Origin of the sequence: Flavobacterium silvisoli (assembly GCF_004329815.1) — a bacterium.
In the GTDB taxonomy this organism is placed as follows: Bacteria; Bacteroidota; Bacteroidia; order Flavobacteriales; family Flavobacteriaceae; genus Flavobacterium; species Flavobacterium silvisoli.
This window is the reverse complement of the sequence record NZ_SJPE01000006.1, coordinates 48,394-73,541: the sequence shown is the minus strand read 5'-3', so window position 1 is coordinate 73,541 and position 25,148 is coordinate 48,394. Positions and strand designations below refer to the sequence as shown.

The 25,148-nt window shown below is 38.7% G+C and carries 20 protein-coding genes and 1 tRNA gene; 10 read left to right on the top strand and 11 right to left on the bottom strand.

Translation table 11 applies throughout. The annotated features are described in order from the left end of the window. Positions 1-27: 27 nt before the first annotated feature. A complete protein-coding gene (rlmN, locus tag EZL74_RS06635; RefSeq protein WP_131475820.1) occupies positions 28-1,068 on the bottom strand; it encodes a 23S rRNA (adenine(2503)-C(2))-methyltransferase RlmN in 1,041 nt (346 codons plus the stop codon). 62 nt (positions 1,069-1,130) lie between these two features. Here rlmN and EZL74_RS06630 point away from each other — a divergent pair, with 62 nt between their 5' ends. Beyond that, entirely contained in the window at positions 1,131-1,772 is a 642-nt protein-coding gene (locus EZL74_RS06630) for an O-methyltransferase (RefSeq protein WP_131475819.1), read from the top strand. Position 1,773: 1 nt separating this feature from the next. Here the strand turns inward: EZL74_RS06630 and EZL74_RS06625 are convergent, their stop codons facing one another. The 6 genes from EZL74_RS06625 to EZL74_RS06600 are packed head-to-tail and all read right to left on the bottom strand — an operon-like array spanning position 1,774 to position 7,020. Beyond that, positions 1,774-2,331 (bottom strand): phosphatase PAP2 family protein, encoded by a 558-nt coding sequence (locus EZL74_RS06625; protein WP_131475818.1) that lies wholly within the window; start codon positions 2,329-2,331, stop codon positions 1,774-1,776. Beyond that, entirely contained in the window at positions 2,331-2,654 is a 324-nt protein-coding gene (locus tag EZL74_RS06620) for a Sec-independent protein translocase subunit TatA/TatB (RefSeq protein ID WP_131475817.1), read from the bottom strand. The genes EZL74_RS06625 and EZL74_RS06620 overlap by 1 nt, the downstream gene beginning before the upstream one ends. 43 nt (positions 2,655-2,697) lie before the next feature. Continuing rightward, positions 2,698-4,932: a M1 family metallopeptidase gene (locus EZL74_RS06615; protein WP_131475816.1), complete on the bottom strand. Its 2,235-nt coding sequence runs from the start codon at positions 4,930-4,932 to the stop codon at positions 2,698-2,700. Between the two features lie 60 nt (positions 4,933-4,992). Continuing rightward, a complete protein-coding gene (locus EZL74_RS06610) occupies positions 4,993-5,502 on the bottom strand; it encodes a DUF6702 family protein (RefSeq protein WP_240034569.1) in 510 nt (169 codons plus the stop codon). A gap of 4 nt (positions 5,503-5,506) precedes the next feature. Then, positions 5,507-6,259, bottom strand: a complete 753-nt coding sequence (locus EZL74_RS06605) for a hypothetical protein (RefSeq protein WP_131475815.1) — start codon at positions 6,257-6,259, stop codon at positions 5,507-5,509. 17 nt (positions 6,260-6,276) lie between these two features. After that, on the bottom strand, positions 6,277-7,020 hold the full coding sequence (locus EZL74_RS06600; protein ID WP_131475814.1) for a hypothetical protein: 744 nt from the start codon (positions 7,018-7,020) through the stop codon (positions 6,277-6,279). 175 nt (positions 7,021-7,195) lie between these two features. On the opposite strand from EZL74_RS06600, the gene pepE reads away from it, so the two are divergent. After that, positions 7,196-7,903 carry a dipeptidase PepE gene (pepE, locus tag EZL74_RS06595; protein WP_131475813.1) on the top strand — a complete coding sequence of 236 codons (708 nt, stop codon included), beginning with the start codon at positions 7,196-7,198 and terminating at the stop codon, positions 7,901-7,903. Positions 7,904-8,024: 121 nt separating this feature from the next. Here pepE and EZL74_RS06590 read toward each other — a convergent pair. Beyond that, positions 8,025-8,097, bottom strand: a tRNA-Gly gene (locus EZL74_RS06590). A gap of 156 nt (positions 8,098-8,253) precedes the next feature. Here EZL74_RS06590 and EZL74_RS06585 point away from each other — a divergent pair. Then, on the top strand, positions 8,254-8,691 hold the full coding sequence (locus EZL74_RS06585; RefSeq protein ID WP_131475812.1) for a GNAT family N-acetyltransferase: 438 nt from the start codon (positions 8,254-8,256) through the stop codon (positions 8,689-8,691). Then, entirely contained in the window at positions 8,684-10,270 is a 1,587-nt protein-coding gene (locus tag EZL74_RS06580) for a L,D-transpeptidase family protein (protein WP_131475811.1), read from the top strand. Before EZL74_RS06585 ends, EZL74_RS06580 begins: the two co-directional genes overlap by 8 nt. On the opposite strand, the gene EZL74_RS06575 is transcribed toward EZL74_RS06580, so the two are convergent. After that, positions 10,259-10,966, bottom strand: coding sequence for a murein L,D-transpeptidase catalytic domain family protein (locus tag EZL74_RS06575; RefSeq protein WP_131475810.1), 708 nt, complete (start codon positions 10,964-10,966; stop codon positions 10,259-10,261). The two genes, EZL74_RS06580 and EZL74_RS06575, sit on opposite strands and share 12 nt — an antisense overlap. A 190-nt stretch (positions 10,967-11,156) precedes the next feature. On the opposite strand from EZL74_RS06575, the gene EZL74_RS06570 reads away from it, so the two are divergent. From EZL74_RS06570 to EZL74_RS06560, 3 genes are all read left to right on the top strand, one after another. After that, positions 11,157-13,613, top strand: coding sequence for a DUF5916 domain-containing protein (locus tag EZL74_RS06570; protein ID WP_131475809.1), 2,457 nt, complete (start codon positions 11,157-11,159; stop codon positions 13,611-13,613). 40 nt (positions 13,614-13,653) lie between these two features. Then, positions 13,654-15,171 carry a 2,3-bisphosphoglycerate-independent phosphoglycerate mutase gene (gene gpmI, locus EZL74_RS06565; protein ID WP_131475808.1) on the top strand — a complete coding sequence of 506 codons (1,518 nt, stop codon included), beginning with the start codon at positions 13,654-13,656 and terminating at the stop codon, positions 15,169-15,171. A gap of 87 nt (positions 15,172-15,258) precedes the next feature. After that, positions 15,259-17,784 carry a DUF7619 domain-containing protein gene (locus EZL74_RS06560; protein ID WP_131475807.1) on the top strand — a complete coding sequence of 842 codons (2,526 nt, stop codon included), beginning with the start codon at positions 15,259-15,261 and terminating at the stop codon, positions 17,782-17,784. Between the two features lie 52 nt (positions 17,785-17,836). Here the strand turns inward: EZL74_RS06560 and EZL74_RS06555 are convergent, their stop codons facing one another. After that, the gene (locus EZL74_RS06555) at positions 17,837-19,105 is read right to left on the bottom strand and encodes an acetyl-CoA hydrolase/transferase family protein (protein WP_131475806.1); all 1,269 of its coding nucleotides are present in this window, start codon (positions 19,103-19,105) and stop codon (positions 17,837-17,839) included. Between the two features lie 154 nt (positions 19,106-19,259). Between EZL74_RS06555 and map the strand changes: the two genes are divergently transcribed. Further along, positions 19,260-20,078: a type I methionyl aminopeptidase gene (gene map, locus EZL74_RS06550; RefSeq protein WP_131475805.1), complete on the top strand. Its 819-nt coding sequence runs from the start codon at positions 19,260-19,262 to the stop codon at positions 20,076-20,078. Continuing rightward, positions 20,078-20,848: a class I SAM-dependent methyltransferase gene (locus tag EZL74_RS06545; protein ID WP_131475804.1), complete on the top strand. Its 771-nt coding sequence runs from the start codon at positions 20,078-20,080 to the stop codon at positions 20,846-20,848. Before map ends, EZL74_RS06545 begins: the two co-directional genes overlap by 1 nt. Before the next feature lie 52 nt (positions 20,849-20,900). Here the strand turns inward: EZL74_RS06545 and EZL74_RS06540 are convergent, their stop codons facing one another. Further along, complete coding sequence (locus EZL74_RS06540; RefSeq protein WP_131475803.1) at positions 20,901-23,705, bottom strand: M16 family metallopeptidase; 2,805 nt, start codon at positions 23,703-23,705, stop codon at positions 20,901-20,903. 186 nt (positions 23,706-23,891) lie between these two features. Here EZL74_RS06540 and EZL74_RS06535 point away from each other — a divergent pair, with 186 nt between their 5' ends. Continuing rightward, the gene (locus EZL74_RS06535) at positions 23,892-25,142 is read left to right on the top strand and encodes a type IX secretion system plug protein (protein WP_131475802.1); all 1,251 of its coding nucleotides are present in this window, start codon (positions 23,892-23,894) and stop codon (positions 25,140-25,142) included. The last annotated feature ends 6 nt before the right edge of the window (positions 25,143-25,148 follow it).

The following is a 25,148-nucleotide window of genomic DNA, read 5'->3' as shown; positions in this document are numbered from 1 at the left end:
GATATTACATTAGTATCGGGACTTTTTTTATGATTTATTGGCCAATTGACCGCAAGCAGCATCTATGTCTTTTCCGCGGCTTCGGCGAACTTTGACTACAATATCATTTTGTTCCAAAGCTTTGATGTAATGATCAATGGCACTATCGTGTGCCTGTTGAAACTCACCGTCATCTATGGGGTTGTATTCTATTAAATTAACCTTACAGGGCACATATTTACAAAATTTCACCAAGGCATCAATCGAAGCTTTATCATCATTAATCCCTTTCCAAACCACATATTCATAAGTAACTTTACTTTTGGTTTTTTGATACCAATAAAGCAAAGCCTCTTTTAATTCGGGAAGTTGAAAATTTTTGGTAAACGGCATAATTCTGTTGCGGGTTTCTTCGATAGCCGAATGCAAGGAAACAGCCAATTTAAATTTCACTTCATCATCAGCCATCTTTCTGATCATTTTGGAAATTCCTGAAGTAGAAACCGTAATTCGCTTGGGTGACATTCCTAATCCTTCTTCCGAAGTAATCATGTCTATGGCTTTCATCACATTGTTGTAATTCATCAATGGCTCACCCATTCCCATAAAAACAATATTCGACAACGGGCGGTTGTAATACAAACGGCTTTCTCTGTCAATAGCTACTACCTGATCATAAATTTCTCCGGGTTCTAAATTCCGCATTCGCTTTAATCGGGCGGTAGCACAAAAATTGCAATCCAAACTGCAGCCTACCTGACTCGAAACACAAGCAGTGGTTCTGGTTTCGGTGGGTATCAAAACACTTTCTACTATCAATCCGTCGTGCAAACGAACCGCATTTTTAACGGTGCCGTCCTCGCTGCGTTGCATAGTATCTACTTGAATGTGATTGATTACAAAATTGTTTTCGAGCATGGCTCTTGTCTCTTTGGAAACATTAGTCATGTCGTCAAAACTGTGTGAAGCTTTGCTCCACAACCACTCATAAACCTGATTACCGCGAAAGGCTTTGTCGCCATTGGCCACAAAAAAATCCCGCAACTGTGCTTTGGTTAAACTTCGGATGTCTCTTTTCTCAGTTTCCATGGCGCAAATTTAGGGTATATTTTGGTTAGTTGTTAATTTGTACTTTTGTAAAAAATAAAGTCATGCATTTCCTTTCCGAAGAATTAGAACATTATGTGGCACAACATTCAGAAAACGAACCTGAGTTGTTGGCGCAATTGAATAGAGAAACACATCAAAAGATTTTGCAACCCCGCATGTTGAGTGGTCATTTTCAAGGACGTGTTTTGAGTATGCTTTCCAAAATTATCCATCCGACAAACATTCTTGAAATTGGAACCTATACCGGTTATGCTACTCTTTGTCTTGCCGAAGGTTTGGCCGAAAACGGAACGATTGACACCTTGGACGTAGAAGAAGAATTAGTGGAGTTTCAACGAAAATATTTTGATAAAAGTCCATGGTCCGGTCAAATTTTTCAACACCTCGGAAAAGCATTGGATATTATTCCGACTTTAAACAAAAAATACGATTTGGTTTTCATTGATGCCGACAAACAAAATTACATTAACTATTTTCACTTAATACTCCCTATGATGAACAAGGGCGGCATCATTCTTTCAGACAATGTGTTGTGGAGCGGTAAAGTTTTGGAACCTGTTAAACCGAATGACAGCAGCACTAAAACCATTTTGGAATACAACGAATTGCTGAAAAATGACCCCAGAGTAGAAACCGTTTTACTGCCGATAAGAGACGGATTAACCGTTTCGAGGGTGCGTTAAATCACGCCTTGCGGAGGATGTATTTTGCGTATAATTTGTAGCAAGCAAACCCAAAAATGGCACCACAAGCATAACCCGCAAGGATATCTCCCGGAAAATGCATACCTAAATAAATGCGACTATAAGCAAAAATTAAAGGAAATAAAAATAACAAGTAAGCCCATTTATACTCTTTTCTTAAAATAAAAAAGGTAAAAACTGTTGTAGCCATTGAATTGGCTGCATGACCGGAAAAGAAGCTGAAGGTATCGCTTGATTTTACAATCCGGATAATATGTTTGATTTCTTCATCATTACACGGCCGCAGTCTTTGAAAAAAATCCTTAAAAAGGTTAGCCGTTTGATCGCAAACCAAAATCAAAACTGCAACAAAAAGCACGTAAAACCCAAAGTTTTTCCAACCAATTTTTTTTTGCAAAAAATAAAATACGACTAAGAAAAAAGGAGTCCAGTAAAACTGTTTGGTAATAGCCAACCAAAGACCATCAAACGTTTCAGAACCCAATCCGTTGAGAAAAACAAACAGTTCTTTGTCTAAATGGATTATCTTTTCGAGCATTACATTTGGCGTTTGATTGGGCCTGACAAATCATCCAGTTCCTCACTGATTTTATGAACAGGAGCAGATAAATTGCTGTCCAGCCCTTCTTTTACTTTATCTACTTCGGTGCTGAATGTAGAAGTCAGTTCTCTTACAGAAGTATCTATTTCGTGTGCTTTTACTTCTTTCTGAATTTCCGATTTTATTTCGTTCGTAGCATTTTTGACTTGTGCCATTCCTTTTCCGATAGCTCTGGCTACATCGGGAATTTTATCAGACCCAAAAAGCATCAAGGCAATAAAAATGATAAATATTAGTTCGCCACCACCTATTCCAAACATAATTTTAATTTTTCTAAATGAGTTGCAAAGTTACAAAGTTCTCTTAATCAAATTTTGATTTTTCCTCGGTTTTTGGCCAAGAATTATTTGTTGTATCAATATCTGCCGTTTCCTGTTTCGGATCGATTATTATTTTTGAAATTATTTTTTTAGTGGCAAATGTTCTGCTCACTTCTTCATCATTCATCCTCCATATTTGGGCCGGAAAATGATGATTCTCCTTAGTCCCGTCTTCAAATGTAATTTCCACCAAAATCGGCATCACTAATCCACCCGGCTTGTTAAACGTTACCTGATAAAAATATTTCGGATTGTCCAACTTAGCCTGTTCTTCTTTGGTAAAATGAGACTGGATATAATCATTGAGGTTTTTTACATCCTTGCTATCAAAAGGCTTATTCAATTCAGGCTTGAAATCGGGGCTGTCATCAGCAATCATATAAACCATCGGTCCAGGATCAGCATTTCTGCGTTTTCTTCCGTAATTGGTGATTTTTTTCGGCGGTTCATTACTCACAAAGAACTTTTTCACCTCTTTTATTCCGATGTCATTGTAATCAGTAGTATAAAACCAACCTCTCCAAAACCAATCAAGATCAAAAGCAGAAGCGTCTTCCATAGTTCTGAAAAAATCTTCGGGAGTAGGATGTTTGAACTTCCATCGATTGGCGTAGGTTTTGAATGCGTAATCAAACAACTCTCTTCCCATTACTGTTTCGCGAAGAATATTGAGAGCGGCAGCCGGTTTTCCGTATGCATTATTACCAAATTGACGAATGCTCTCCGAATTGGTCATAATAGGTTCTAATCCTTTTTGATCTCCACTCATATAAGGTACAATTGATTTGGCCGGACCTCTATCCGCCGGGAAATTCGGATCCCATTCTTTCAACGCCACATATTCTAAAAACGAATTCAACCCTTCATCCATCCAGGTCCACTGACGCTCATCTGAATTTACAATCATAGGAAAGAAGTTATGTCCTACTTCGTGGGTAATCACACTAATCATTCCGTTTTTTACTCTGTCCGAATATTTGCCGTCTTCATCGGGTCTTCCCCAATTCCAGCAAATCATTGGATATTCCATCCCCTGATCCTGCGCATGTACAGAAACTGCCTTCGGATACGGATAATCAAAAGTATGGCTTGAATAACTTTTCAATGTGTGTGCTACCACCCGTGTCGAATATTCCTCCCAAAGTGGATTTCCTTCTTTCGGGTAAACTGAAACAGCCATCACATTTTTACCTCCCAGCTTAACAGCCATAGCATCGTAAATGAATTTTCTAGACGTTGCTATTCCAAAATCACGCACATTTTCGGCCTTGAATTTCCAGGTTTTTTTGGCGGTTGAAAACCCTTTTTCCCGGGCTTCGGCTTCAGCTTGGGTAGCTACAAGTACCGGTTTGTCAAATGATTTTTCTGCTTGGGCATATCTGGCCATTTGAGCTGCAGTAAACACTTCAGCTCTGTTAAGTAAGGTTCCGGTGGCTTCCATAATGTGGTCGGCAGGAACGGTAATGTTTACCTCATAATTTCCAAAAGGAAGTGCAAATTCGCCTGCGCCCCAAAACTGTTGATTTTGCCATCCTTCTACATCATTGTAAACTGCCATTCTCGGATAAAATTGGGCTATGATGTACACATTATTCCCGTCTTTATCAAAATGCTCATACCCCGAACGACCGCCGTCTAACAAATAATTATTAATGTTATACGACCATTTTATGGCTATTGATATTTTTTCGCCGTGCTTTAAAACTTTGGGCAGCTCTACGCGCATCATGGTTTGGTTGATGGTATAGGACATGGGGGTTCCCTGAGTGTCTTTTACATATTCAATCTTAAATCCACCGTCAAACGGTTCTTCGAGGTATTTTCTTGAAAAGGTTTGTGCCGGAATTGCCGAATTGGTTTTATTAGGGTCAACCAATCCCGATTTTGAATTTTTGGCCTTTTCATTTTGATCGAGCTGCAACCACAAATAGTCTAAAGATTCCTTTGCATTGTTCGTGTAGGTTATGACTTCGGAACCGAATAATTTTTGATTTTTATCATCGAGTTCCACATCAATTTTATAATCGGCTTGTTGCTGATAATATTCAGGTCCGGGAGCTCCCGATGCGGTACGATACATATTGGGCGTGGCCAATAAATCATACATTTGTTTGAACTTATCAGGGTTTCTCCCCTCCGATTTGGTTGGTTTTGGAGTTTCCTGAGCTTGTAAAAAACCCGAAATCAATAACAACAACCCAAAGCTTATTCCTCTCATGCAGTTTATTTTAAAGGTCTAAAAGTAAAATATTTTTGCGGGAAGAACGGAACTCAAAAATTATTTTAACATTCCTTTAGTTATTTCGCTGGTTAGCAGCAAACTTTGCTTCTTGCCGTTATGGTTGTACTGAATGATGTTTTGTTGGTCAGGATGGAGTTCGGTAAGAATCGAATTTTCAACTTCTAAAGACGTAATTTTGGAAATTTCCTTGATGCTCAGATAACAAATCACAACGTTATTTTCCAACTCACGGCTCAAATAATTCATCGGTTTGAGCTGTCCGTTGACGGTCAGTTTAAACTTCTCAGAGAAGTATTTTTTCATCAAACCAACATCTTCCGGAGTTTCATTTTCGGCACCGATAAAGGTTTTTTTGTGGTATTTATTTTTCAGCGCATCGTTCAGATCATCAACAAAGATTCGGGTTGTGATTTGTACCATTTTCTTTTGAGGCACATAATTAACTTGATAAATAGCCGTGTAAAAACGATGCCAACTCATGGCACTCAACATCACAAACAAAATTCCGAACAAAATTCCGAACAAAATCATTTTAATTGCTCTCATGGTGTCAATTCTGATTTAAAAGTTCTTTATATCGAGTCGCAAGATCCGAAAAAATAAAACGCGCCATCATTTTGTTTTTTTCCTGCAATGCCCTAACTAATTTTGGGTCTTCCACAGCATAATACCAAAAACCCCTGACATAATCCTTGGGGATTTTTAACGATTCTGTAAAAAATTCGGGCTTAAATAAATATTCAATTTTTTGAAGCAAATACTCTTTTCGTTCTATTCGCAGTTCCTTTTTCAGCATAGCAGTTCTTCCGGTTATGGAGTTAATCAACCCATCAACACTCATTCCTCCTAATGGAATTAACAACGGGCTGTACCAATGAAACTCCTCTGCAGCTCTCAATTTTCGTTCTGCCGGTGTGTAGGTCTTGGCCGGCTTTTGCAATATGCCCAGAGAAACCGCATTAATGTTGGGATATTGTCTGATTTCAACTTCTTCCAGTGGAATTACTTTGGGTTCAACCGTCACTACAAAAAGTTGCTTATTGATATCCGAAGAGGTAACCGCTACTTTTTTGGTAAGTATTTGCAAACCCGTAAACTGCAAAGTATCCCGTTCTTTAACAAACATGGTAAAATTACCGTTGTCTGATGTGGTCGTTACCGACTCAGAACGAAGATTAACAACATTTATTTCTCCCAATTCTTTGATTTGCGAAACAATTTTTCCACGCAATAAAACCAGTGGTTCTTGTGCCGTGCTTTTGACTGCCGAAAAAACTATAATAATGAGCAGGAATCTTTTCATAACCAAATATAAAAAATCTATTTATCGCCCTTTTGTAATTCCAGATATTTTGTGGCCAATTCAGCCAAAACAAATGTGGCCATCGTTTTATTTTTAGCATTTACCGCATTTACAAATCGGGTTTCGTCTACTATGTAATACCAAAATGCCCTGACATATTCTTTCGGAATCTTCAGCTTTTCGGTAAAATAATCCATACCGAATAGGTTTTCAATTTTTTGAAGCAGCAGTTCTTTATTTTCTGTTTCAACTTCCTTTTTAAGCATTGCCGTACGTCCCGACATCCAATTCAATAAGGGATCCAGCCCCACAGAGCCGCCCGCCATGCCATTCAGTGAAGCGCTAGGATCAGCATCAGAAGCAGTTTTGAGTTTTCGCTCTGCCGGTGTGTAATGTTTGGTGTTTCCCGGAATAATTCCCAAAGAAACCGCATTAATATTGGGATACTGCTTGACAACGACTTCATCCAGGCGGTTAATCATGGGGTCGAGTGGCACCAAAACCAAGTCTTTTGCAAATTCTTTATCCGAAAGGAGTATTTTTTTCCCTTTGATTTGAATGGCCGAAAACATCAAAGTATCGCCAACGGCCGCTGCAATACTGAAATACCCTCCTTTTTCGGTTGTTGCAGTCGATTCAGATTTCAAATTGATAACATAAATCCCTTCCAAATCAACAGATTCTGAAACAACTTTTCCTTTTATCATTTTTACGGTATTGTTTTGAGCCGAAAGCACATTAGTGATTAGCAACAGTACCATTATTTTGAAAAAAAAGTTCATCGGACAGGTTTATAAGGGGTAAAAATATCTTAAGCTCTTCCTAAATAAATGCCAACAGCTTGGTAATTTTTTGTTAAATAAAAGCCGTAAAAACAGTACTTTTGGGCAACAAACTTATTTCAGAAAAAAAGACGCTGAAAAGAATTCAGAACAAATGAAAAAACTAATTATTGCCAGCACCTCAACCATTCATGGCGGAACTTATTTAGACTATTTACTGCCTGCATTGGAAGTTCATTTTAAAACCTGTAACGAATTACTGTTTATCCCTTATGCGCGTCCGGGCGGAATTTCGCACGATGATTATACTGTGAATGTTCGTGCGGCTTTCGCCAAAATAAATAAAAGCGTGAAAGGACTACACGAATTTGCCGATCCGATAACCGCCATACAAAATGCCGAGGGAATTTTCACCGGGGGCGGCAATACTTTTTTATTGGTTACCCAATTATATGAAAACAAAGTGATGGAGATTTTGGCCGAAACCGTTAAAAAAGGAACTCCTTATCTGGGATCAAGCGCCGGCAGCAACATTACCGGAATCTCGATGCAAACCACCAACGATATGCCTATAATTTATCCGCCGAGTTTTACCACCTTGGGCTTGATTCCGTTTAATTTGAATCCGCATTATCTTGACCCCGATTTGCAAAGCAAACACATGGGAGAAACCCGCGAAACCCGTATTAAGGAGTTTCATGCTTTTAACAGTACACCGGTTTTAGGATTACGCGAAGGCAGTTGGCTGGAAGTTACGGGCGAAACCATAATCTTAAAAGGCGAATTATCGGCCCGCTTATTCAGGCAAAATCAAACTCCGGAGGAATTGGCAGCAGGAAGCGATTTGTCCTGGATTAAATAAAACTGCGTTAGCGATTGGAGCAAGTACCGTGTACTGCGGAAAGCGCGGCCCTGAACTTGTTTCGGGGCAACGCCCTAATTCAAATAAAAAAAGCCTTAACTATTGTTAAGGCTTTTCTTTGAGCGGAAGACGAGGCTCGAACTCGCGACAACCAGCTTGGAAGGCTGGAGCTCTACCAACTGAGCTACTTCCGCATTTGTGAGTGCAAATATATAGAATAAGTTTCCTTTGATGCAAATTTTTTTTCTACTTTTTTTTGAATGTTTTTTGCCGCAAAAAGAATCCGCTCACAACCGTTTTATAATGAAAATGTTATATTTTTAACTGCCTTAAATTTTTATTCGAATTAAATGTATACCATCAAGGAAATCGCTGCTCCGGATACTTTTTCGGTTCGACATCCTGTACTCAGAAGCGGAAAACCTGTGGATAGTTGCCACTTTGACGGCGACAATCTTCCGACAACTCATCATTATGGCATTTTCGGCTACGGGAAACTCGTTGGGGTGGCCTCGTTTTTTAAAAACCGCCAGGTTCTTTTTCCCGAAACCAATCAGGTGCAATTGCGGGGCATGGCTATTTTGAAGGAATTTCAGGGAAAAGGTTTGGGTGAAATGTTGCTAAAGTATTGTGAACAGTTGTTCCAAGACGAGGAAAATTGCTTACTTTGGTTCAACGCCCGAAGTCATGCGGTGGGCTTTTATGAAAAACTGGGCTATCAGGTCAAAGGTGATTCCTTTGAGATTAAAGACATCGGCACTCACTTTATAATGTATAAAAATGTATAAATATCTTATTTTGATTTTAGCATTGGCTGTGATGGGCTGTAAGAACGAAGTTCCGAAACCCAAGGCAATTCCTTTGATACAAACGGTCAAAAGGCCTGCCGTTACTGAAGGACGGATTTTAAAAATAGACACTGCGTTGTATGCTAAATTTGACCGTCAGGTTTTGAGTGACTTTTATAATCACTTTGCGCATGAAACCGTGTGGCAGTCATCAAACATCAGGAAAGTCATTCTGAATGAATTGGCACAAGCTTCTCAAGAAGGACTAAATCCGGAAGAGTATAAGATAAAAAAGCTCTATGATTTTGAAAAAAGATTCGGTTTGCTTTCTGATAAAGAAATGGTGGATTATGATTTGTTGCTAACGCATAATTTGCAAAAATACATCAAGCATATCAGCCAGGGCAGACTGAATCCGATGGCTTTATATAAAGATTGGGAATTGAATCCGAAGAAAACCGATGTTGTCAAAATTTTGCTCAACAGCTACAAATCGACTGATTTTTTGGCTTCTATTGACAGTTGCAAACCCCAACATTTGGTTTATAAAAGACTGAAGAAAGCCCTAGTGCTCCTCAACTCTTTTCCGAAAGACACCTTGAAAAAGATAACTTTTGGAGAAAAAATTATTCCGAATGACACCAACAACGTCTTGTTAAAAATCAAACAAAAACTAATGTATTGGAATGATTTAAAAAAGCCCGACAGCTTAACCAACATATATGATTCGAGAACTGTAACCGCCATCAAAAAATTTCAAACCCGACACGGTTTAGCCGCAGACGGTGTTATAGGCAAAGGAACCATTGCCGCTTTAAATTTTTCCAAAGAACAGAGAAGACATCAGATCATAGCCAATTTAGAACGTTGGAAATGGTACCAGCAGGATTTAGGCCAACAATACCTCATCATCAACATTCCCGATTATACACTGCGTGTGGTACATGACAATGATACGGTAAAAACACACAAAATCATAGTTGGTTCGGCCAAGAGAAAAACACCCGTATTATCTTCTAAGTTGAGTTATGCTGTTTTTAATCCTACCTGGACGGTACCGCCCACGATTATTAAAGAAGATGTCATTCCGGCAACCCTCAAAAACAGAAATTATTTGGCCGATAAGAACATAACCGTTTATGATGCGGATGGAAATATAGTGGAAGCGGCCAACTGGAGAGCCTCCAGAGCCAGAGGATACCGTTATGTACAGAGTCCGGGCACGTACAATTCACTCGGGATGGTGAAACTAATTTTCCCCAACCGCTTTTCGGTTTATCTGCACGATACCAACCACCGGGATTACTTTGACAAAACTAACCGATCATTAAGTTCAGGTTGTGTACGTGTGGAAAACCCTCTCGAGTTGACTGCATACCTGCTCAACGACACTATTCAGTATTCGAAAACTAAAATTGCTGATATTCTAAAAACCGGTAAAACACAAAATGTGAAAATTCAGGCCACCACTTATCTGTATCTTTGGTACTGGACTGCCTGGAGTGAAAATGATAAATTGCTTTTCAGAGACGATATTTATGATCTCGATGAAGATTTATACAAAAAATTAAGATACTAATTTTTCAAACGTGGTCTTGCTTCTGGAAGGATGAAAAATAAAAAGACAGGATTTATCTTTAATCACATTAATGATTTTTTCGTTCATTTCAACCGGAACGGCAGGACAACCCTGACTTCTACCCAATCGTTTATTTCCTTTAATGAATGATTCTGAAACATAATTAGCCCCGTGAACCACTACAGCTCTTTCACGAGCGTGGTCGTTGATTCCTTTTTCCAATCCGTCTAATCTTAAAGACAAACCATGTTTACCGTTGTATACTTCTCCGGTAGCGTAAAACCCTAAACTACTTTTGAAAGACTCCGCAGCATTAGAAAAAGTCTGCGCAAATTCTTCTCCGGTATTTCTTCCGTGAGCCACTAAGGTATTGAACAAAATCGTATTGGTTTTTAAATCAATCACCCAAAGACGTTTGGTGTTGGATGATTTTGAAAAGTCAATCAACGTAAGAATATCTTTTTGAATTATCCCTTTGTCTTTCAGGGCGTAAAATCCATCAAGGGCCTCTGAAAAACACTCCAGATTAGGCATAGCAAATGAATTGGCATTCAACATCTCATATACCGCAACACTCTTAGCGGTTGATTTTGCCGGGGCAACATAAGCTAAATTTTTGGGTTTATCGGGGCCGGAAATTTTGCTGAAAGAGGTAAGCAGCACCAAAGCAAAAAGAAACAAAACTCTGTAATTCATTGACATTTAAAAGCTTAAACATTAGACTTGGGATGACAAAACTAATAAAATATTGTTCGGAACAAAATATTTGAAGAAATTTTAATCAATTCTTAACTCTTTACCATAACGAAAATATTAGTTTTTTATTGTGTGCTTTCTTGTGACAATCAATTAAATAATTATTTTTGTTCGACCAACTGCAACATTTATGTCTAAAAAATCTTATTGTTTTTTATGTGCTTTGCTCTTTGTTACAGCTTTGTCTTTTGGTCAGAAAAAAACCTTAGAAACGCTATATACCGAAGAGAAAATCACTATTGACGGCAAGTTTGAAGAAGAAGCTTGGAAAAATGCAGCAGTGGCAACCGACTTCATAATGATCAATCCTGACAACGGAAAACCCATTGCTCAGGAAAAAAAAACCGAGGTAAAGGTGCTATACAACAATGAGGGAATTTATATAGCCGCTTCTCTTTTTGACAATGAACCCAACCGAATTTTAAAAGAATTAACCTCTCGCGACAACTTTGGAATTGCGGATCATTTTGGCGTTTTTATCAATGGTTACAATGATGGCCAACAGGAATTTCGCTTTTTTGTGAGTGCGGCCGGCGTACAGCAGGATGGTATATATACCGAAGCTAACGGTGAGGATTTTTCCTGGGATGCTATTTGGAACAGTCATGTAGAACTGACGGATTTCGGGTGGACTGTTGAAATGAAAATTCCTTACGCCGCATTGCGTTTCCCATCGGCTAAAGAACAAACTTGGGGATTAAATTTTTACCGAGAAATTCGCCGTGACCGACAACAATATTCCTGGAATTTTTTAGACAATAAAATTGTAAACGAGAGTACTCAGGCAGGAATTCTCAAGGGCATTGAAGACGTGAAAACTCCGACACGCCTGTTTTTAATTCCGTATGCATCTCAATATGTATATGCCAGTAAAGCACAAAAAAACAACGGTGAATTTAAAGGCGGTTTGGACGTCAAATACGGAATCAACGATGCCTTCACGCTTGATGCCATTTTAATTCCCGATTTCGGTCAAACCAAATTTGATAACGTCGAATTGAATTTAAGTGCTTTTGAACAACAATTCAGCGAAAACCGTCCATTTTTTACCGAAGGCACTGATTTATTTAACAAAGGAGGCCTGCTCTACACCCGAAGAATTGGCGAAACTCCCTCGATAACTACTTCAGGTAATGAAGAAGTAGTAGAACAACCCGGCAATATTAAGTTGATTAACGCCCTGAAAATTTCGGGAAGAACAAAAGGTGGCCTGGGTATAGGTGTTTTGAATGCCGTTTCTGAAAAGACGAGTGTCGAAATTAAGAATACAGACACCGGATTCACCCATTCCGAAATCATTTCTCCTTTGACCAATTACAACGTTCTGGTGCTGGATCAGCGATTCAACAAAAACTCTTCCGTTTCATTTGTCAATACCAACGTAACCCGTAACGGAGAATTCAGAGATGCCAATGTATCGGCTATGGTTTTTGATTTAAATACTACAAAAAACACGTATAACGCCAACGGCAGTTTTAAATACAGCTACATCAATGAGTTTGGGAATACAGAAGACAAAAAAGGTTTTACCTCTGAGCTTTATTTCGCAAAAACCAAAGGAAAGTACCGATTTGGTTTGGGTGGAGAATACTATTCACGAGAATATGACATTAACGATTTAGGCATTAATTTTCAAACCCACTACCACACCGTTTACGGAAATGCTAGTTACCGAATTTTGAATCCAACCAAAACGTTCAATACCTTTCAAACCAATTTGAATTTTTATTCTGAGTTTGAGAATCGAACTGGGCGAATACAATCCGGCCAACTTAATTTGAGCGTTAATTCTAACGATACGAAAAATGATTATTACGGTGGCGGATTTAACATAAGACCTTTGCCGGTGTATGATTTTTACGAACCCCGGTCTCTTAATGAAGTTCGATTTGTAACCCTTCCGGAGAGCCTTAACATCTGGGTCTATTATTCTTCAAACTACAACCGAAAATTTGCTCTAGACTTCAATCCTTCCTATAATTTCATTAATGAAAAAGGGAGAGTTACCTATGGTTTTATTCTCAGCCCGAGATACCGCTTTGACGATCATTTTTCGCTGATCTATAATTTCAATTTTTTACGCCAAAACAAAAATACCGGTTGGGTAGATTTTGACCCTGACGGAAATACCATATTTGCCCGAAGAGATCGCATTACTTATACCAACACATTGCAGGGAAAATATTCCTTAAACAATAAAATGAACCTTTCTCTCGCAGTTCGTCACTATTGGTCTTATGTAATAAACCATGACTTTTTAACCTTACAGGACGATGGTAGTTTGGTCAACAACACCACTTACAGTGAAAACAAAAACTATAATCTGAATCTTTGGAATCTGGATTTATCTTACTCATGGTGGTTCGCTCCCGGAAGTCAGGTTTCCGTATTATACCGCAACAATGCTTCTTTGTTCAGTCAGAATTTCAGCCGACAGTTTGAACGTAATTTTAAAGACGCTATTGACAATCAGAATCTGAATCATGTCTTCTCTATAAGTGTCCGTTATTTTATTGATTACAATACCATAAAAAATGCCAATCTTTCTAAAACATTTACCAAACCTAACGAAAGAATGCACTTCTAAAAGTCGAAATTAAGGGTTATCTTTGTTCAAAATATTTCTGATGAACAAGAAAGTTATCCTTATGATTTTGGACGGTTGGGGGAAATCACCCGACCCAAAAGTATCTGCCATTGACAATGCCAATGTTCCTTTTATCAATAGCCTGTATACCCAATATCCCAATGCCCAGCTTCGCACTGACGGACTCAATGTAGGCTTACCCGAAGGGCAGATGGGAAATTCAGAAGTAGGTCACATGAACTTGGGTGCCGGAAGAATCGTGTATCAGGATTTGGCCAAAATCAATTTGGCGGTAGCCAACAAAACCATGAGCCGGGAACAGCCGCTGATTGACGCTTTCCATTACGCTAAAGCGAACAACAAAGCGGTTCATTTTCTGGGCTTGGTTTCGGATGGCGGGGTGCATTCGCACACGTCTCATTTGCGCGGGCTGATTGATGCTTCGCAGGATTTTGGTTTAACAAAAGTCTTTGTCCATGCGTTTACTGACGGAAGAGATGTTGACCCAAAATCGGGAAAAGGATACTTACAGGATTTGGAAAATTACCTTCAAAACACTTCCGCCAAAATTGCCTCAGTAGTAGGTCGATATTATGCGATGGACCGCGACAAACGCTGGGAGCGCGTGAAGTTGGCGTATGATTTGGTAGTAAACGGAATCGGGAAACACAGCACCAATATTATTGAAAGCATAGCCGAGAGTTATGCCGAAAACGTAACCGATGAATTCATACTGCCTATAGTAGCCGTGGATAAAAATAGCAATCCGGTAGCTACGATTCAGAATGACGATGTTGTCATCTTTTTTAATTTCAGAACCGATAGAGGACGCGAACTGACCGAAGCGCTTTCACAAAAAGATTTTCACGAGCAAAACATGCACAAGTTGAACTTGTACTATGTTACGATGACCAATTACGACGAAACTTTTGAAAATGTACACGTCATTTATGACAAAGACAACATTACCGAAACGCTGGGCGAAGTCTTGGAAAAACACAACAAAACCCAAATCCGCATTGCCGAAACTGAAAAATATCCGCATGTGACCTTTTTCTTTTCGGGCGGACGGGAAATTCCGTTTAGAGGCGAAACCCGCATTTTGAGAAACTCACCCAAAGTAGCAACTTACGATTTACAACCCGAAATGAGCGCCTACGAATTGCGCGACGCTTTGGTCCCTGAACTCAAAAAAGGAACTGTAGATTTTGTTTGTTTGAACTTTGCCAACGGTGATATGGTAGGACATACCGGCGTGATGGCCGCTGCCATTAAAGCTTGCGAAGCGGTTGATGTTTGTGTAAAAGATGTGGTCACTGCCGCATTGGAAAACAACTACACCACCATCATCATCGCAGACCACGGAAATTGTGAAACAATGATCAACCCGGACGGCACACCCAATACAGCACATACCACCAACCCGGTACCGATTATACTGGTTGACCCCGAGTTGACACAGGTAAAAGACGGAGTACTGGGCGACATCGCCCCAACCATACTCAAACTTATGGGCATTGAAAAACCAGCCGTGATGACCGGAAACGAATTAATATAAAACAAAATCCCTCTGTTGAGGGATTTTGTTTTAACAGAATAGCCATAGTTTATTTTTTTTCATATATTTGATTATCAATTACTTTTCATGAAAAAAATTTACTCTTTTTTAGTAATTGCTTTGCTCGGATTTATGGGTCAGGCACAGATTATAAATATTCCTGATTCCAATTTTAAGGCAAAGTTACTCGAAGCTAATACCAGCAATTATATAGCTACCACACTTGCTAATGCTCCCTTAAAAATTGACACCAATAATGATGGCGAAATACAGGTAAGTGAGGCTTTGACCGTATACAAACTTAATGTCAATTCAAGTAATATAGCTGATTTAACCGGTATAAGCAGCTTTACCAATCTTCGTGATCTTTCTTGCGCACACAATCAACTTAGCGGTTCTATGAATCTGGGTTCATTATCGAATTTAACTGCTATAGATTTTGCAGATAATCAATTGACCGGATTAAACATAATGGGATTGCCTAATCTTCAGAGCATTAGCTGCTCTCAAAATCAAATCACTGTCCTTAATGTATCGGGGCTTACCAATCTTAAGTATTTAATTTGTTTCAACAATCAACTTACAGCACTAAATGTAAATGGTTTAACCAATTTGATAAGGATAGAAAGTAAAAACAACCTGATTACCTCTTTACTTTTAAATAACCTAAACAGTCTCGATTATGCTGATTTTACAAATAACCAATTAAATACTTTAACACTATCAGGCTTGCCCAACTTTCATCAATTATTTATTGACAACAATCAACTCACCTCTTTAGACATTAACGGACTGCCCAATTTTCAAAATTTATGGTGCGGATCAAATCAACTCACATCCCTTTCCTTAAACAATCTGCCTAATATTAGAGTATTGCGATGTGGAAACAACCTGCTTACTTCTTTAAATGTAATTGCTTTGACAAGCCTTCAGGATTTGAATTGTTACAATAATCAACTTTCATCTTTGAATGTGACCGGTTTAATAAATATACAAACCCTGACTTGTTTTGGTAATCAACTCACCACTTTAGATGTCAACAGTTTAAAAAACCTTCAAGACCTTTATTGTGGTGACAACAACCTTTCTACTTTATTTATAAAAAATGGTCGTAATGAAACTACTTTAAGTTTCTATGGCAATCCAAATTTAGTATATGTCTGTGCTGATGAAACCCAGTTAGCGACGGTTGAAAATTTGACGCTTGGCTATGGTTACAACTGTGTTGCAAACTCTTATTGTAGTTTTGTCCCAGGTGCTATCTTTTTTACACTAAAAGGCAATGTTAGATATGATAAAGACTCGAATGGTTGTGACGCTTCAGACATTCCTTTCCCTAACACAAAAATAGCAACCACTTATGGAACAGAATCGAGTGTTTTAATAGCCAGCTACGCAGGTAATTATCATTGTGAAATTCCTGCAGGAACACTGACAGCGACCCCTTTACTTGAAAATCCAACGTATTATAATGTTTCACCAGCTTCTGTTTCAGTCACATTTCCTCAAGCCACCAACCCAACTATTCAGGATTTTTGTATTACTCCTAATGGAGTTCATAATGATTTAGAAATTAGTATTTTACCGTTAACTAATGCAAGACCGGGTTTTGACAGTCTATATAAAATCCTTTGTACAAACAAAGGAACCACTACCCTAAGCGGTGATGTAAATGTTGTTTTTGACGATACTGTCTTAGATTATGTTTCTGCTAGCCCAAATTTTGATGCACAAGCCACCAATAACCTAACATGGAACTTTAGTAATTTGACACCCTGTGAAACCAGAATCATCCTAGTTACATGGAACCTAAATGGTCAAATGGAAACTCCATCATTACATGTAGGTGACATTTTGCATTTTACAGCCACCATCAATCCCATAGCAAACGATGAGACACCCCTTAATAATGTTTCCATTTTAAATCAAAAGTTGTTAAGTTCAGCTGATCCAAACGACAAAACCTGCATAGAAGGAACTACTATAACGCCAGAAATGGTAGGCGATTATGTGCATTATGTCATCCGTTTTGAAAATACCGGAAATGCCAATGCAGAGAATATTGTGGTTAAAGACATCATCGACACCACTAAGTTTGACATAAATTCATTAGTTATTTTAAGTAGCAGTGCTTCATTTGTTACCCGCATTACCAACACCAGCAAAATAGAATTCATTTTTGAAAACATTCAACTACCTTTTGACGATGCCAATAACGACGGTTATATAGCCTTTAAGATAAAAACAAAGCCAACCCTTGTTGTGGGGGATACTTTCAGTAATTCGGCTAACATTTATTTTGATTATAATTTCCCTATTGTGACCAATACGACTGAGACAACTGTCGCGGCTTTAGCGGTACAGGATTTTGATTTTGGAACGTATTTTAAAGTTTATCCTATTCCTACCAAACAATTATTGAACCTGGAAGTGAAAGCAGCAATAGGAGTGAAATCGATTAGCATATACAATATGTTAGGGCAAATGGTACTCGTTGTTACGAATGCTCAGAATGTTTCTACGATAGATGTTTCTGACCTTAAAACCGGAACCTACTTTATCAAAATGGATACAGACAAAGGAATAGCAGATACTAAATTTGTTAAAGAATAAAAAAGCCACTAAATAGTGTCTAACTTTTGAGGCTGTAGATTTTAGGTTTTTTTTATTTCAACATCTCATAATAGCTTCTCTCTATAGTTTCCTGATGGGTCGGATGGGCAATTTTAACCATTTCGTTGAGGCGTTGTTTCAGCGTTTTTCCGTATAAATCTGCTATACCGTTTTCGGTGATGATGTATTGTACATGGGAACGGGTCGTTACAACTCCGGCCCCTTGTTTTAAATAAGGTACGATTCTGCTTTCGCCTTTTTTGGTAACAGATGGTAAAGCGATGATAGCCTTTCCGCCTTCGCTGAGAGAAGCTCCACGGATGAAATCCATTTGCCCTCCTACTCCTGAGTACATGTGAGCGCCTATCGAATCAGCACAAACCTGACCGGTGATATCTACTTCAATAGCCGAATTGATGGCTACCATCTTGGGGTTTTTGCGGATTCGGGCCGTATCGTTAACCATCGAAGATTCTTTCATTTCAATAAACGGATTATCATGAACAAAGTCATACAAACGTTTGGAACCAATTAAAAAAGTGGCTAACACTCTGCCGCGCAGAGTTCCTTTGTAATTGCAATTAATCACATCGCTTTCGATTAAATCAATGACACCATCCGAAAACATTTCGGTATGCAGTCCTAAATCCTTGTGGTTTTTGAGTTTACTCAAGGCCGCATTCGGGATAGAACCAATACCCATCTGTAAGGTACTTCGATCCTCTATTAGTGAAGCGATATACTCTCCTATTTTTTCTTCTTCTTTGGAAAACGTGCTGGGCTCATGACCATAAATAGGCATATTAACATCAACCAAGTAATCGATTTCTTCAACGTGCAGGATTCCGTCACCAAAAGTTCTCGGCATTTGAGGATTGACCTGAGCTATTACAATTTTGGCTTTTTCTATGGCCGCAATGGTGGCTTCAACTGATACTCCTAAAGAACAATACCCATGCCTATCGGGAGGCGAAACATGAATAAAAGCCACATCGATAGGCAATACATTTTTTCTAAACAAATGCGGCAACTCGCTTAAAAAAACCGGGGTATACGAACCATTACCGGCGGACAGTGTATGTCGGACGTTGGCGCCGATAAAAAATGAATTAACATGAAAACTCTCTGCTAATGCAGGATTAGCATAAGAAGCTTCACCCTCTGTGTGTAAATGACACACCTCTACATTGCGCAACTCAGAGGCTCTTTCTGCGAGTGCTTTCGTTAAAACAGTAGGGGCTGCCGCTGCTGCCTGAACATAAACCCTATCGCCAGACTTGACTACTTTTACAGCTTCCGCTGCAGTAACATATTTGCTCATAACTAAAATTTTATACAAAAGTAAAAGGTGAAGTTACGGAAAAACATGATAAAACTCATTTCATTTAGGATTATTCAAAATCAGTATAAAGTTGTACTTTTGCCAACTGACCTGAGGCGTTTAGGCCAAACGGTAAGACGTTAATTTACAACAAATGATTATTCCAAAAACAAGAGAAGAGATTGAATTGATGCGCGAGAGTGCATTAATTGTTTCGAAAACATTAGGCATGATAGCCTCCGAAATCAAACCGGGGGTAACTACTTTATATTTAGACAAACTGGCCGAAACTTTTATCAGAGATCACGGTGCGGAACCGGCCTTTTTAGGCATGTACGGATTCCCGAATTCGTTATGCATGAGTCCAAATGCTCAGGTGGTGCACGGCATTCCTAACAACACCCCACTACAGGAGGGCGATGTAATATCGGTAGATTGCGGTGCTTTGAAAAACGGCTTTTATGGCGACCACGCTTATTCTTTTGAAATTGGAGAAGTTGCCCCCGAAGTGAAAAAATTGCTACAGGTAACCAAAGAAAGTTTATATGTAGGTATCCGCGAGTTCAGAGCCGGGAACCGAGTGGAAGATGTGGGCAATGCCATTCAAAAATATACCGAAGCGCATGGCTATGGGGTCGTTCGCGAATTGGTAGGTCATGGTTTAGGCCGAAAAATGCACGAAGAACCTGAAATGCCCAATTATGGCAAACGCGGTCGTGGAAAATTATTTGTAGAAGGTATGGTCGTGGCCATAGAGCCCATGATTAACATGGGAACCAGAAACATCAAACAACTGAAAGACGGTTGGACCATTTTGACTGCCGATGGCAAACCCAGCGCACACTTTGAGCATGATGTAGCCCTGATAGACGGGAAACCCGAACTGCTTTCAACGTTTGCTTATATCTACAAAGCGTTGGGTATTGAAAGTACGGAAGAAGATGAATTCAGAAAACAACCTTTAGTCCTGTAATGAAGAAAATATTCCGATTCATTTTAAACACCATACCCAGACCGATACTGATTCGGTTGAGCATAGTGGTACGCCCTGTTTTGGCCTTTTTACTGAAAGGAAGACGATTTACAGATCCTATTGACGGCAAAAGTTTCAGAATGTTTCTTCCTTACGGATATGGCAATCAAAGAAACAACGTGCTCTCACCCAGTACACTTTCGCTGGAAAGACACCGATTACTCTGGTTGTATCTGCAAAATGAAACCGATTTTTTTACAGCAACAACCAAAAAGAAAGTACTGCACTTCGCTCCCGAACAGGAGTTTTATAAGCGTTTTAAAAAACAAACCAATATCGATTACACTACGACTGATTTGCTTTCACCATTAGCAGATGTTAAGGCTGACATTTGTAATCTGCCTTTTGAAGACAACAGCTACGATATTATTTTTTGCAATCATGTTTTAGAACACATCCCGGATGACACCAAAGCCATGCAGGAATTGTATCGTGTGCTAAAACCAGGCGGAATGGGAATTTTCCAGATTCCGCAAGACTTGTCGAGAGTCGTCACTTTTTCAGACGACAGCATTACAGACCAAAAAGAGCGGGCAAAAATCTTCGGACAATACGACCACGTTCGCGTGTATGGCAGGGATTATTTTGACAAACTGAGAAGTATTGGTTTCAAAGTAATTGAAGAAGATTACACTAACAAAATTGCTCCAGAATTGGTAGAAAAATATTGTTTAGCCAAAGGTGAAATCATTCCGGTTTGCTTCAAATAAAAAAGCCACCCTATTCAATAGGATGGCTCTTCTTTTGTTTTTAAATAAAAATTTATTCCGGCATTAGAACACCAATAGTTTTGTTTTTTGTCAGGTACTTCGCCGCTACATCCTGAATGTCTTTGGCTGTAAGTTCTTTTACTTTTTCAGAAGCAGTTAAAATATCTTCCGGATTGGAACTATTGTTAAAAGATCTTGTAAAGTTGGTCATCCAATAACGGTTTTCTTTGATTTTCTTTTTGTACTCTAAAGCTTCTGCTTCTTTGTATTTATTAACGTCTTTTTCTTCCGGCCCGTTTTTAATAATTTTATCTAATTCTGCCAAAGCCGAAGCAGTTAATTTCTCCGCATTTTCAGGTCCGCAAGGAAAACTGATATTAAAATTATAAGAACCGTAAGGCACTTTACTCATACTCCCGCGGGCATTTACACCGTAAACTCCGCTTTCATTTTCTCTTAACTCCTCGATTAATTTTATCGTTAACACTTCTCCCAAAGCAGTCAAAGCAATTGCTTCCTTGGGTGAATAAGTGGCATCACCATAAAACATAATGGTCACGTTGCTTTTGGGATCTTTCCCTTTATTGACTACTTTTTTAATATCTCCTTTTAACATACGGTATCCCAAATCTTTGGCTGTTTCTTTTGTGTTATTGGAAGGAAGTGAAGCAATGTATTTCTTTGAAAAATCCTCCATAGCGGCATCGTTTACATTACCTACGAAGAAGAACTCAAAATCGCCGGCGTTAGCAAAACGCTCTTTGTATTTGCTGTAAGCCAATTCATAACTGGTTTCTTTCCATTTTTCGGCGGTAGGTACAATTCCGTTCCATCTAGGATTTTCTTTATTCAGATACGTGTAAAACTCTTGTTGGAAATAGAAGTTGGGCTGAGAAATCAAATTATCGAAAAAATTGGATTGTTTTTGTTTGTATCCTTCAAAAGCCGCCTGATCGAAATTCAAATCTGTGAAGTAAGCGTGCAACATTTGAAAAGCATACTCTAAGTCTTTAGGAGTGGTGCTTCCTCTGAAACCCTCTGTAGTATTTGAAATGTAAGGAGTAACATTCGCAATTTTACCCGCCATAAATTTATCAATATCGTTCTGATCTAATCCTGAAAATCCGGCTTCGGCCAAACCACCGTTGGCAAATTGTGTTTTTTTGATTTCCTCGTTGGAATACAAATTAGTTCCCCCAAAACTTACCGCTTCGAGTAAAATTTCATCATTTTTAAAATCGGTTTTCTTGTACGTTACTTTAGCCCCATTGGACAACGTTAGTGTGGTGGTACCTATTTTAGCGTTGGTCTCTTTTTTGACAATACTGCCCGGTTTTACCTCTTTGCGCAACAAACTTGTCGCCACAGCTTTATCTTCATACGGTTTTAAATCATTCGGATTGATGGTCATCGCCTCCAGCACTTCTTTTTCACCTACTTTTTTCAAACCGGCTTTTTCAGGTGCAGTGATAACTACTACTCTGTTGTCTTCTTTCAAATAATCTTTGATTAAATTATTTACCTCTTTCAGTTCAATTTTCGGTAATAATTTTTTGGTAGTATTGAACGTCCATTCTGTGTCGGGTACCGGAGCTTCTTCCAGGAAATTAGATTGGTAGCGCCACACATAATCTTCCGATTCTTTTTTATCTCTGTCTTTGTAACTGCTTTCGCTACGGGCCAAAATTTCGGCTTTTGCTCTTTCCAATTCACCTTCGGTAAAACCGTACTTTTTAACTCTTTCATTTTCCGAAACCAACACTTTCAATGCCTCTAATTGTTTGGTTTCATCTATCATAGCAAAGGACTGAAATGCCTCTTTGTTTCGGGCAAAAGTGCCACCGTGATAGGTAAATCCGTAAGTAAATGGCGGAGTTGGTGAATTGGTAAGTTCGTTCAATCGGTTGTTCAACATGGTTGAAAACAATCCCTCTATTAAATTTTCTCTGTAATCATTGACGGTCTTGATCTTTTTGGGCAAACCATAATCTTTATACAACAATTGCACTTGGGTTTGCGAGGCTTCTTTATCGTTTTCAATAGCTACAAAAGTTTCCTTATGATTGGGTACCTCAAATGTCTTTCTCGGTTTGGCATTTTTCGGATTTTGATAGTTTCCGAAATGATCCTTTATCTTTTGCTCCATGGCTTTTACATCGATGTCTCCCACTACAATAACACTCATCAAATCCGGTCGGTACCAATCTTTGTAAAAACTAACCAATCGGTCGTATGTAAAGTTTTCCAGAATTTCTTTTTTCCCTATTGGTAAGCGTTCCGCATATTGCGAATTGTACATCATTTTAGGGATGTAACGGTCTTCCATTCTTTTGTCGGCTCCCAGTCCGAGACGGTATTCTTCAAGAACAACGCCTCTTTCTTTGTCAATTTCTTCGGGAGTTAAATTGGCATTAAAAGCCCAATCCTCCAGGATTTGAAATCCTTTCTCGAGCTTTTCGGGGCTGTCGGATGGAATGGGAAGAAAATAAACGGTTTCATCAAAACTGGTGTAGGCATTTAAATGTTGTCCGAATTTCACACCGATACTTTGCAGATAATCTACCAATTGATTCTTAGGGAAACGCTTGGTCCCGTTGAAACACATATGTTCCATAAAGTGGGCTAACCCACGTTGGTCATCTTCTTCTAAAATAGAACCCGCATTGATGATTAATCTTAAATCAACTTTGTTTTCGGGTTTTGTATTTTTTCTGATATAATACGTTAATCCGTTTTTCAGAACACCTTTTTTAACATTGGTGTCAAACGGAATTAAATCTGATCCTTTGACCTCCTGGGCAAGGACCGAAATTGGGATTAAAAAAAGCAGCAGTGCCGACCTTAAAATTTGTTTCATAAGTTTAGTTTTGATGGTTACACAACATAATTAACGGACTTTTATTACAATTATTGTGAAAGTACTAAAAAAAAGAACGGTACCTTTTTAGTTGTGTAATTTTTAACACCTGTCTGACAATCAAAAAAAAGCGGCATAATTAATGTGGCAATATTTGTTATATTTACCATTCGAAATTTAGAAACCATGCTACAAAAAAGTCTCTACTTATTTTTTTTACTTTTCACGGGAACACTTTTTTCACAAGTTGAAACAGAAGTTGCCCCTCCCTACAATATCAAAACAGTGACTTTTGTTCAAAACGGTCAAAATGCAATTCCGATATTTAGTTTAGGCGACAGTTTTCAGTTGCAGTTTGATGATTTGTTCGGAAACGAAGCCAACTACTACTACACGATTACCCATTGCGATTATGATTGGAAACCTTCTCAATTGTCCCGAAATGAATACTTGAATGGTTTTGATGATCAACGTATTCAGGACTACACCAACTCTTTTAATTCGCTCCAAATTTATTCGCACTATCGCATTACATTACCCAACCGACTAACCCAATTAAGGGTCAGCGGCAATTATGTCTTGAAAATTTTAAACGAAGACAGAGAGGTTGTCTTTTCGCGAAAATTTATTGTCTATGAAGATTTGGTTTCCGTCCCGGTACAAGTCAAAAGAGCCCGAAATCTCACTTATTACAACCAAAAACAGAATATAGAATTCGCTATCAAATCGCCAACAATCAACTTTCAAAGTCCACTTACCAATGTAAAAGTGCTTTTGATGCAAAACGGAAAGTTCAGCAATGCCATTACCAATGTAAAACCACAATACACCATCGGTAATGACTTGATTTACAAATACGACGCAGAAACGCAATTTTGGGGCGGGAATGAATTTTTATTTTTTGAGAACAAAGACATCAGAGCAGCCAACAACAGCATAGCCTATATTGATTCGAAAGGAGGATTATACAATGCTCATTTGTATCCGAGTGCTGCCCGAGCCAACAACCCATACACCTACTACCCAGACATTAACGGCAATTTCATTGTTAAAAAAATTGATGCCGAAAATAACGATATTGAAGCGGATTACGCCTGGGTTTTCTTCACCTTATCGGCTCCGAATTATTACGGAAACAAATCTATCTATGTTAATGGCATGTTCAACAATTACGCCATAGGCAATGAAAACAAAATGGACTACAATGCCGAAAAAGGAATCTACGAAAAAGCGATTATGGTTAAACAAGGCTTTACCAATTTTCAATACGTTATTGCAGACAGCAATGGGAAAATTGATGAAGAAAACGCCATTGACGGTAACTTTCATCAAACCGAAAACAATTATTTTGTCTTAGTATATTACAAAGAAAACAACCAACGCTACGACCGCATTATCGGCAAAGGAATAGCCAGCTCAGTAGACATCACCAATTGATAAAAT

Bases quoted from the DNA above. Each gene is read 5' to 3' on its own strand.
- rlmN (WP_131475820.1), bottom strand. From the start codon at position 1,068: ATGGAAACTGAGAAAAGAGACATCCGAAGTTTAACCAAAGCACAGTTG.
- EZL74_RS06630 (WP_131475819.1), top strand. From the start codon at position 1,131: ATGCATTTCCTTTCCGAAGAATTAGAACATTATGTGGCACAACATTCA.
- EZL74_RS06625 (WP_131475818.1), bottom strand. From the start codon at position 2,331: ATGCTCGAAAAGATAATCCATTTAGACAAAGAACTGTTTGTTTTTCTC.
- EZL74_RS06620 (WP_131475817.1), bottom strand. From the start codon at position 2,654: ATGTTTGGAATAGGTGGTGGCGAACTAATATTTATCATTTTTATTGCC.
- EZL74_RS06615 (WP_131475816.1), bottom strand. From the start codon at position 4,932: ATGAGAGGAATAAGCTTTGGGTTGTTGTTATTGATTTCGGGTTTTTTA.
- EZL74_RS06610 (WP_240034569.1), bottom strand. From the start codon at position 5,502: ATGAGAGCAATTAAAATGATTTTGTTCGGAATTTTGTTCGGAATTTTG.
- EZL74_RS06605 (WP_131475815.1), bottom strand. From the start codon at position 6,259: ATGAAAAGATTCCTGCTCATTATTATAGTTTTTTCGGCAGTCAAAAGC.
- EZL74_RS06600 (WP_131475814.1), bottom strand. From the start codon at position 7,020: ATGGTACTGTTGCTAATCACTAATGTGCTTTCGGCTCAAAACAATACC.
- pepE (WP_131475813.1), top strand. From the start codon at position 7,196: ATGAAAAAACTAATTATTGCCAGCACCTCAACCATTCATGGCGGAACT.
- EZL74_RS06585 (WP_131475812.1), top strand. From the start codon at position 8,254: ATGTATACCATCAAGGAAATCGCTGCTCCGGATACTTTTTCGGTTCGA.
- EZL74_RS06580 (WP_131475811.1), top strand. From the start codon at position 8,684: ATGTATAAATATCTTATTTTGATTTTAGCATTGGCTGTGATGGGCTGT.
- EZL74_RS06575 (WP_131475810.1), bottom strand. From the start codon at position 10,966: ATGAATTACAGAGTTTTGTTTCTTTTTGCTTTGGTGCTGCTTACCTCT.
- EZL74_RS06570 (WP_131475809.1), top strand. From the start codon at position 11,157: ATGTCTAAAAAATCTTATTGTTTTTTATGTGCTTTGCTCTTTGTTACA.
- gpmI (WP_131475808.1), top strand. From the start codon at position 13,654: ATGAACAAGAAAGTTATCCTTATGATTTTGGACGGTTGGGGGAAATCA.
- EZL74_RS06560 (WP_131475807.1), top strand. From the start codon at position 15,259: ATGAAAAAAATTTACTCTTTTTTAGTAATTGCTTTGCTCGGATTTATG.
- EZL74_RS06555 (WP_131475806.1), bottom strand. From the start codon at position 19,105: ATGAGCAAATATGTTACTGCAGCGGAAGCTGTAAAAGTAGTCAAGTCT.
- map (WP_131475805.1), top strand. From the start codon at position 19,260: ATGATTATTCCAAAAACAAGAGAAGAGATTGAATTGATGCGCGAGAGT.
- EZL74_RS06545 (WP_131475804.1), top strand. From the start codon at position 20,078: ATGAAGAAAATATTCCGATTCATTTTAAACACCATACCCAGACCGATA.
- EZL74_RS06540 (WP_131475803.1), bottom strand. From the start codon at position 23,705: ATGAAACAAATTTTAAGGTCGGCACTGCTGCTTTTTTTAATCCCAATT.
- EZL74_RS06535 (WP_131475802.1), top strand. From the start codon at position 23,892: ATGCTACAAAAAAGTCTCTACTTATTTTTTTTACTTTTCACGGGAACA.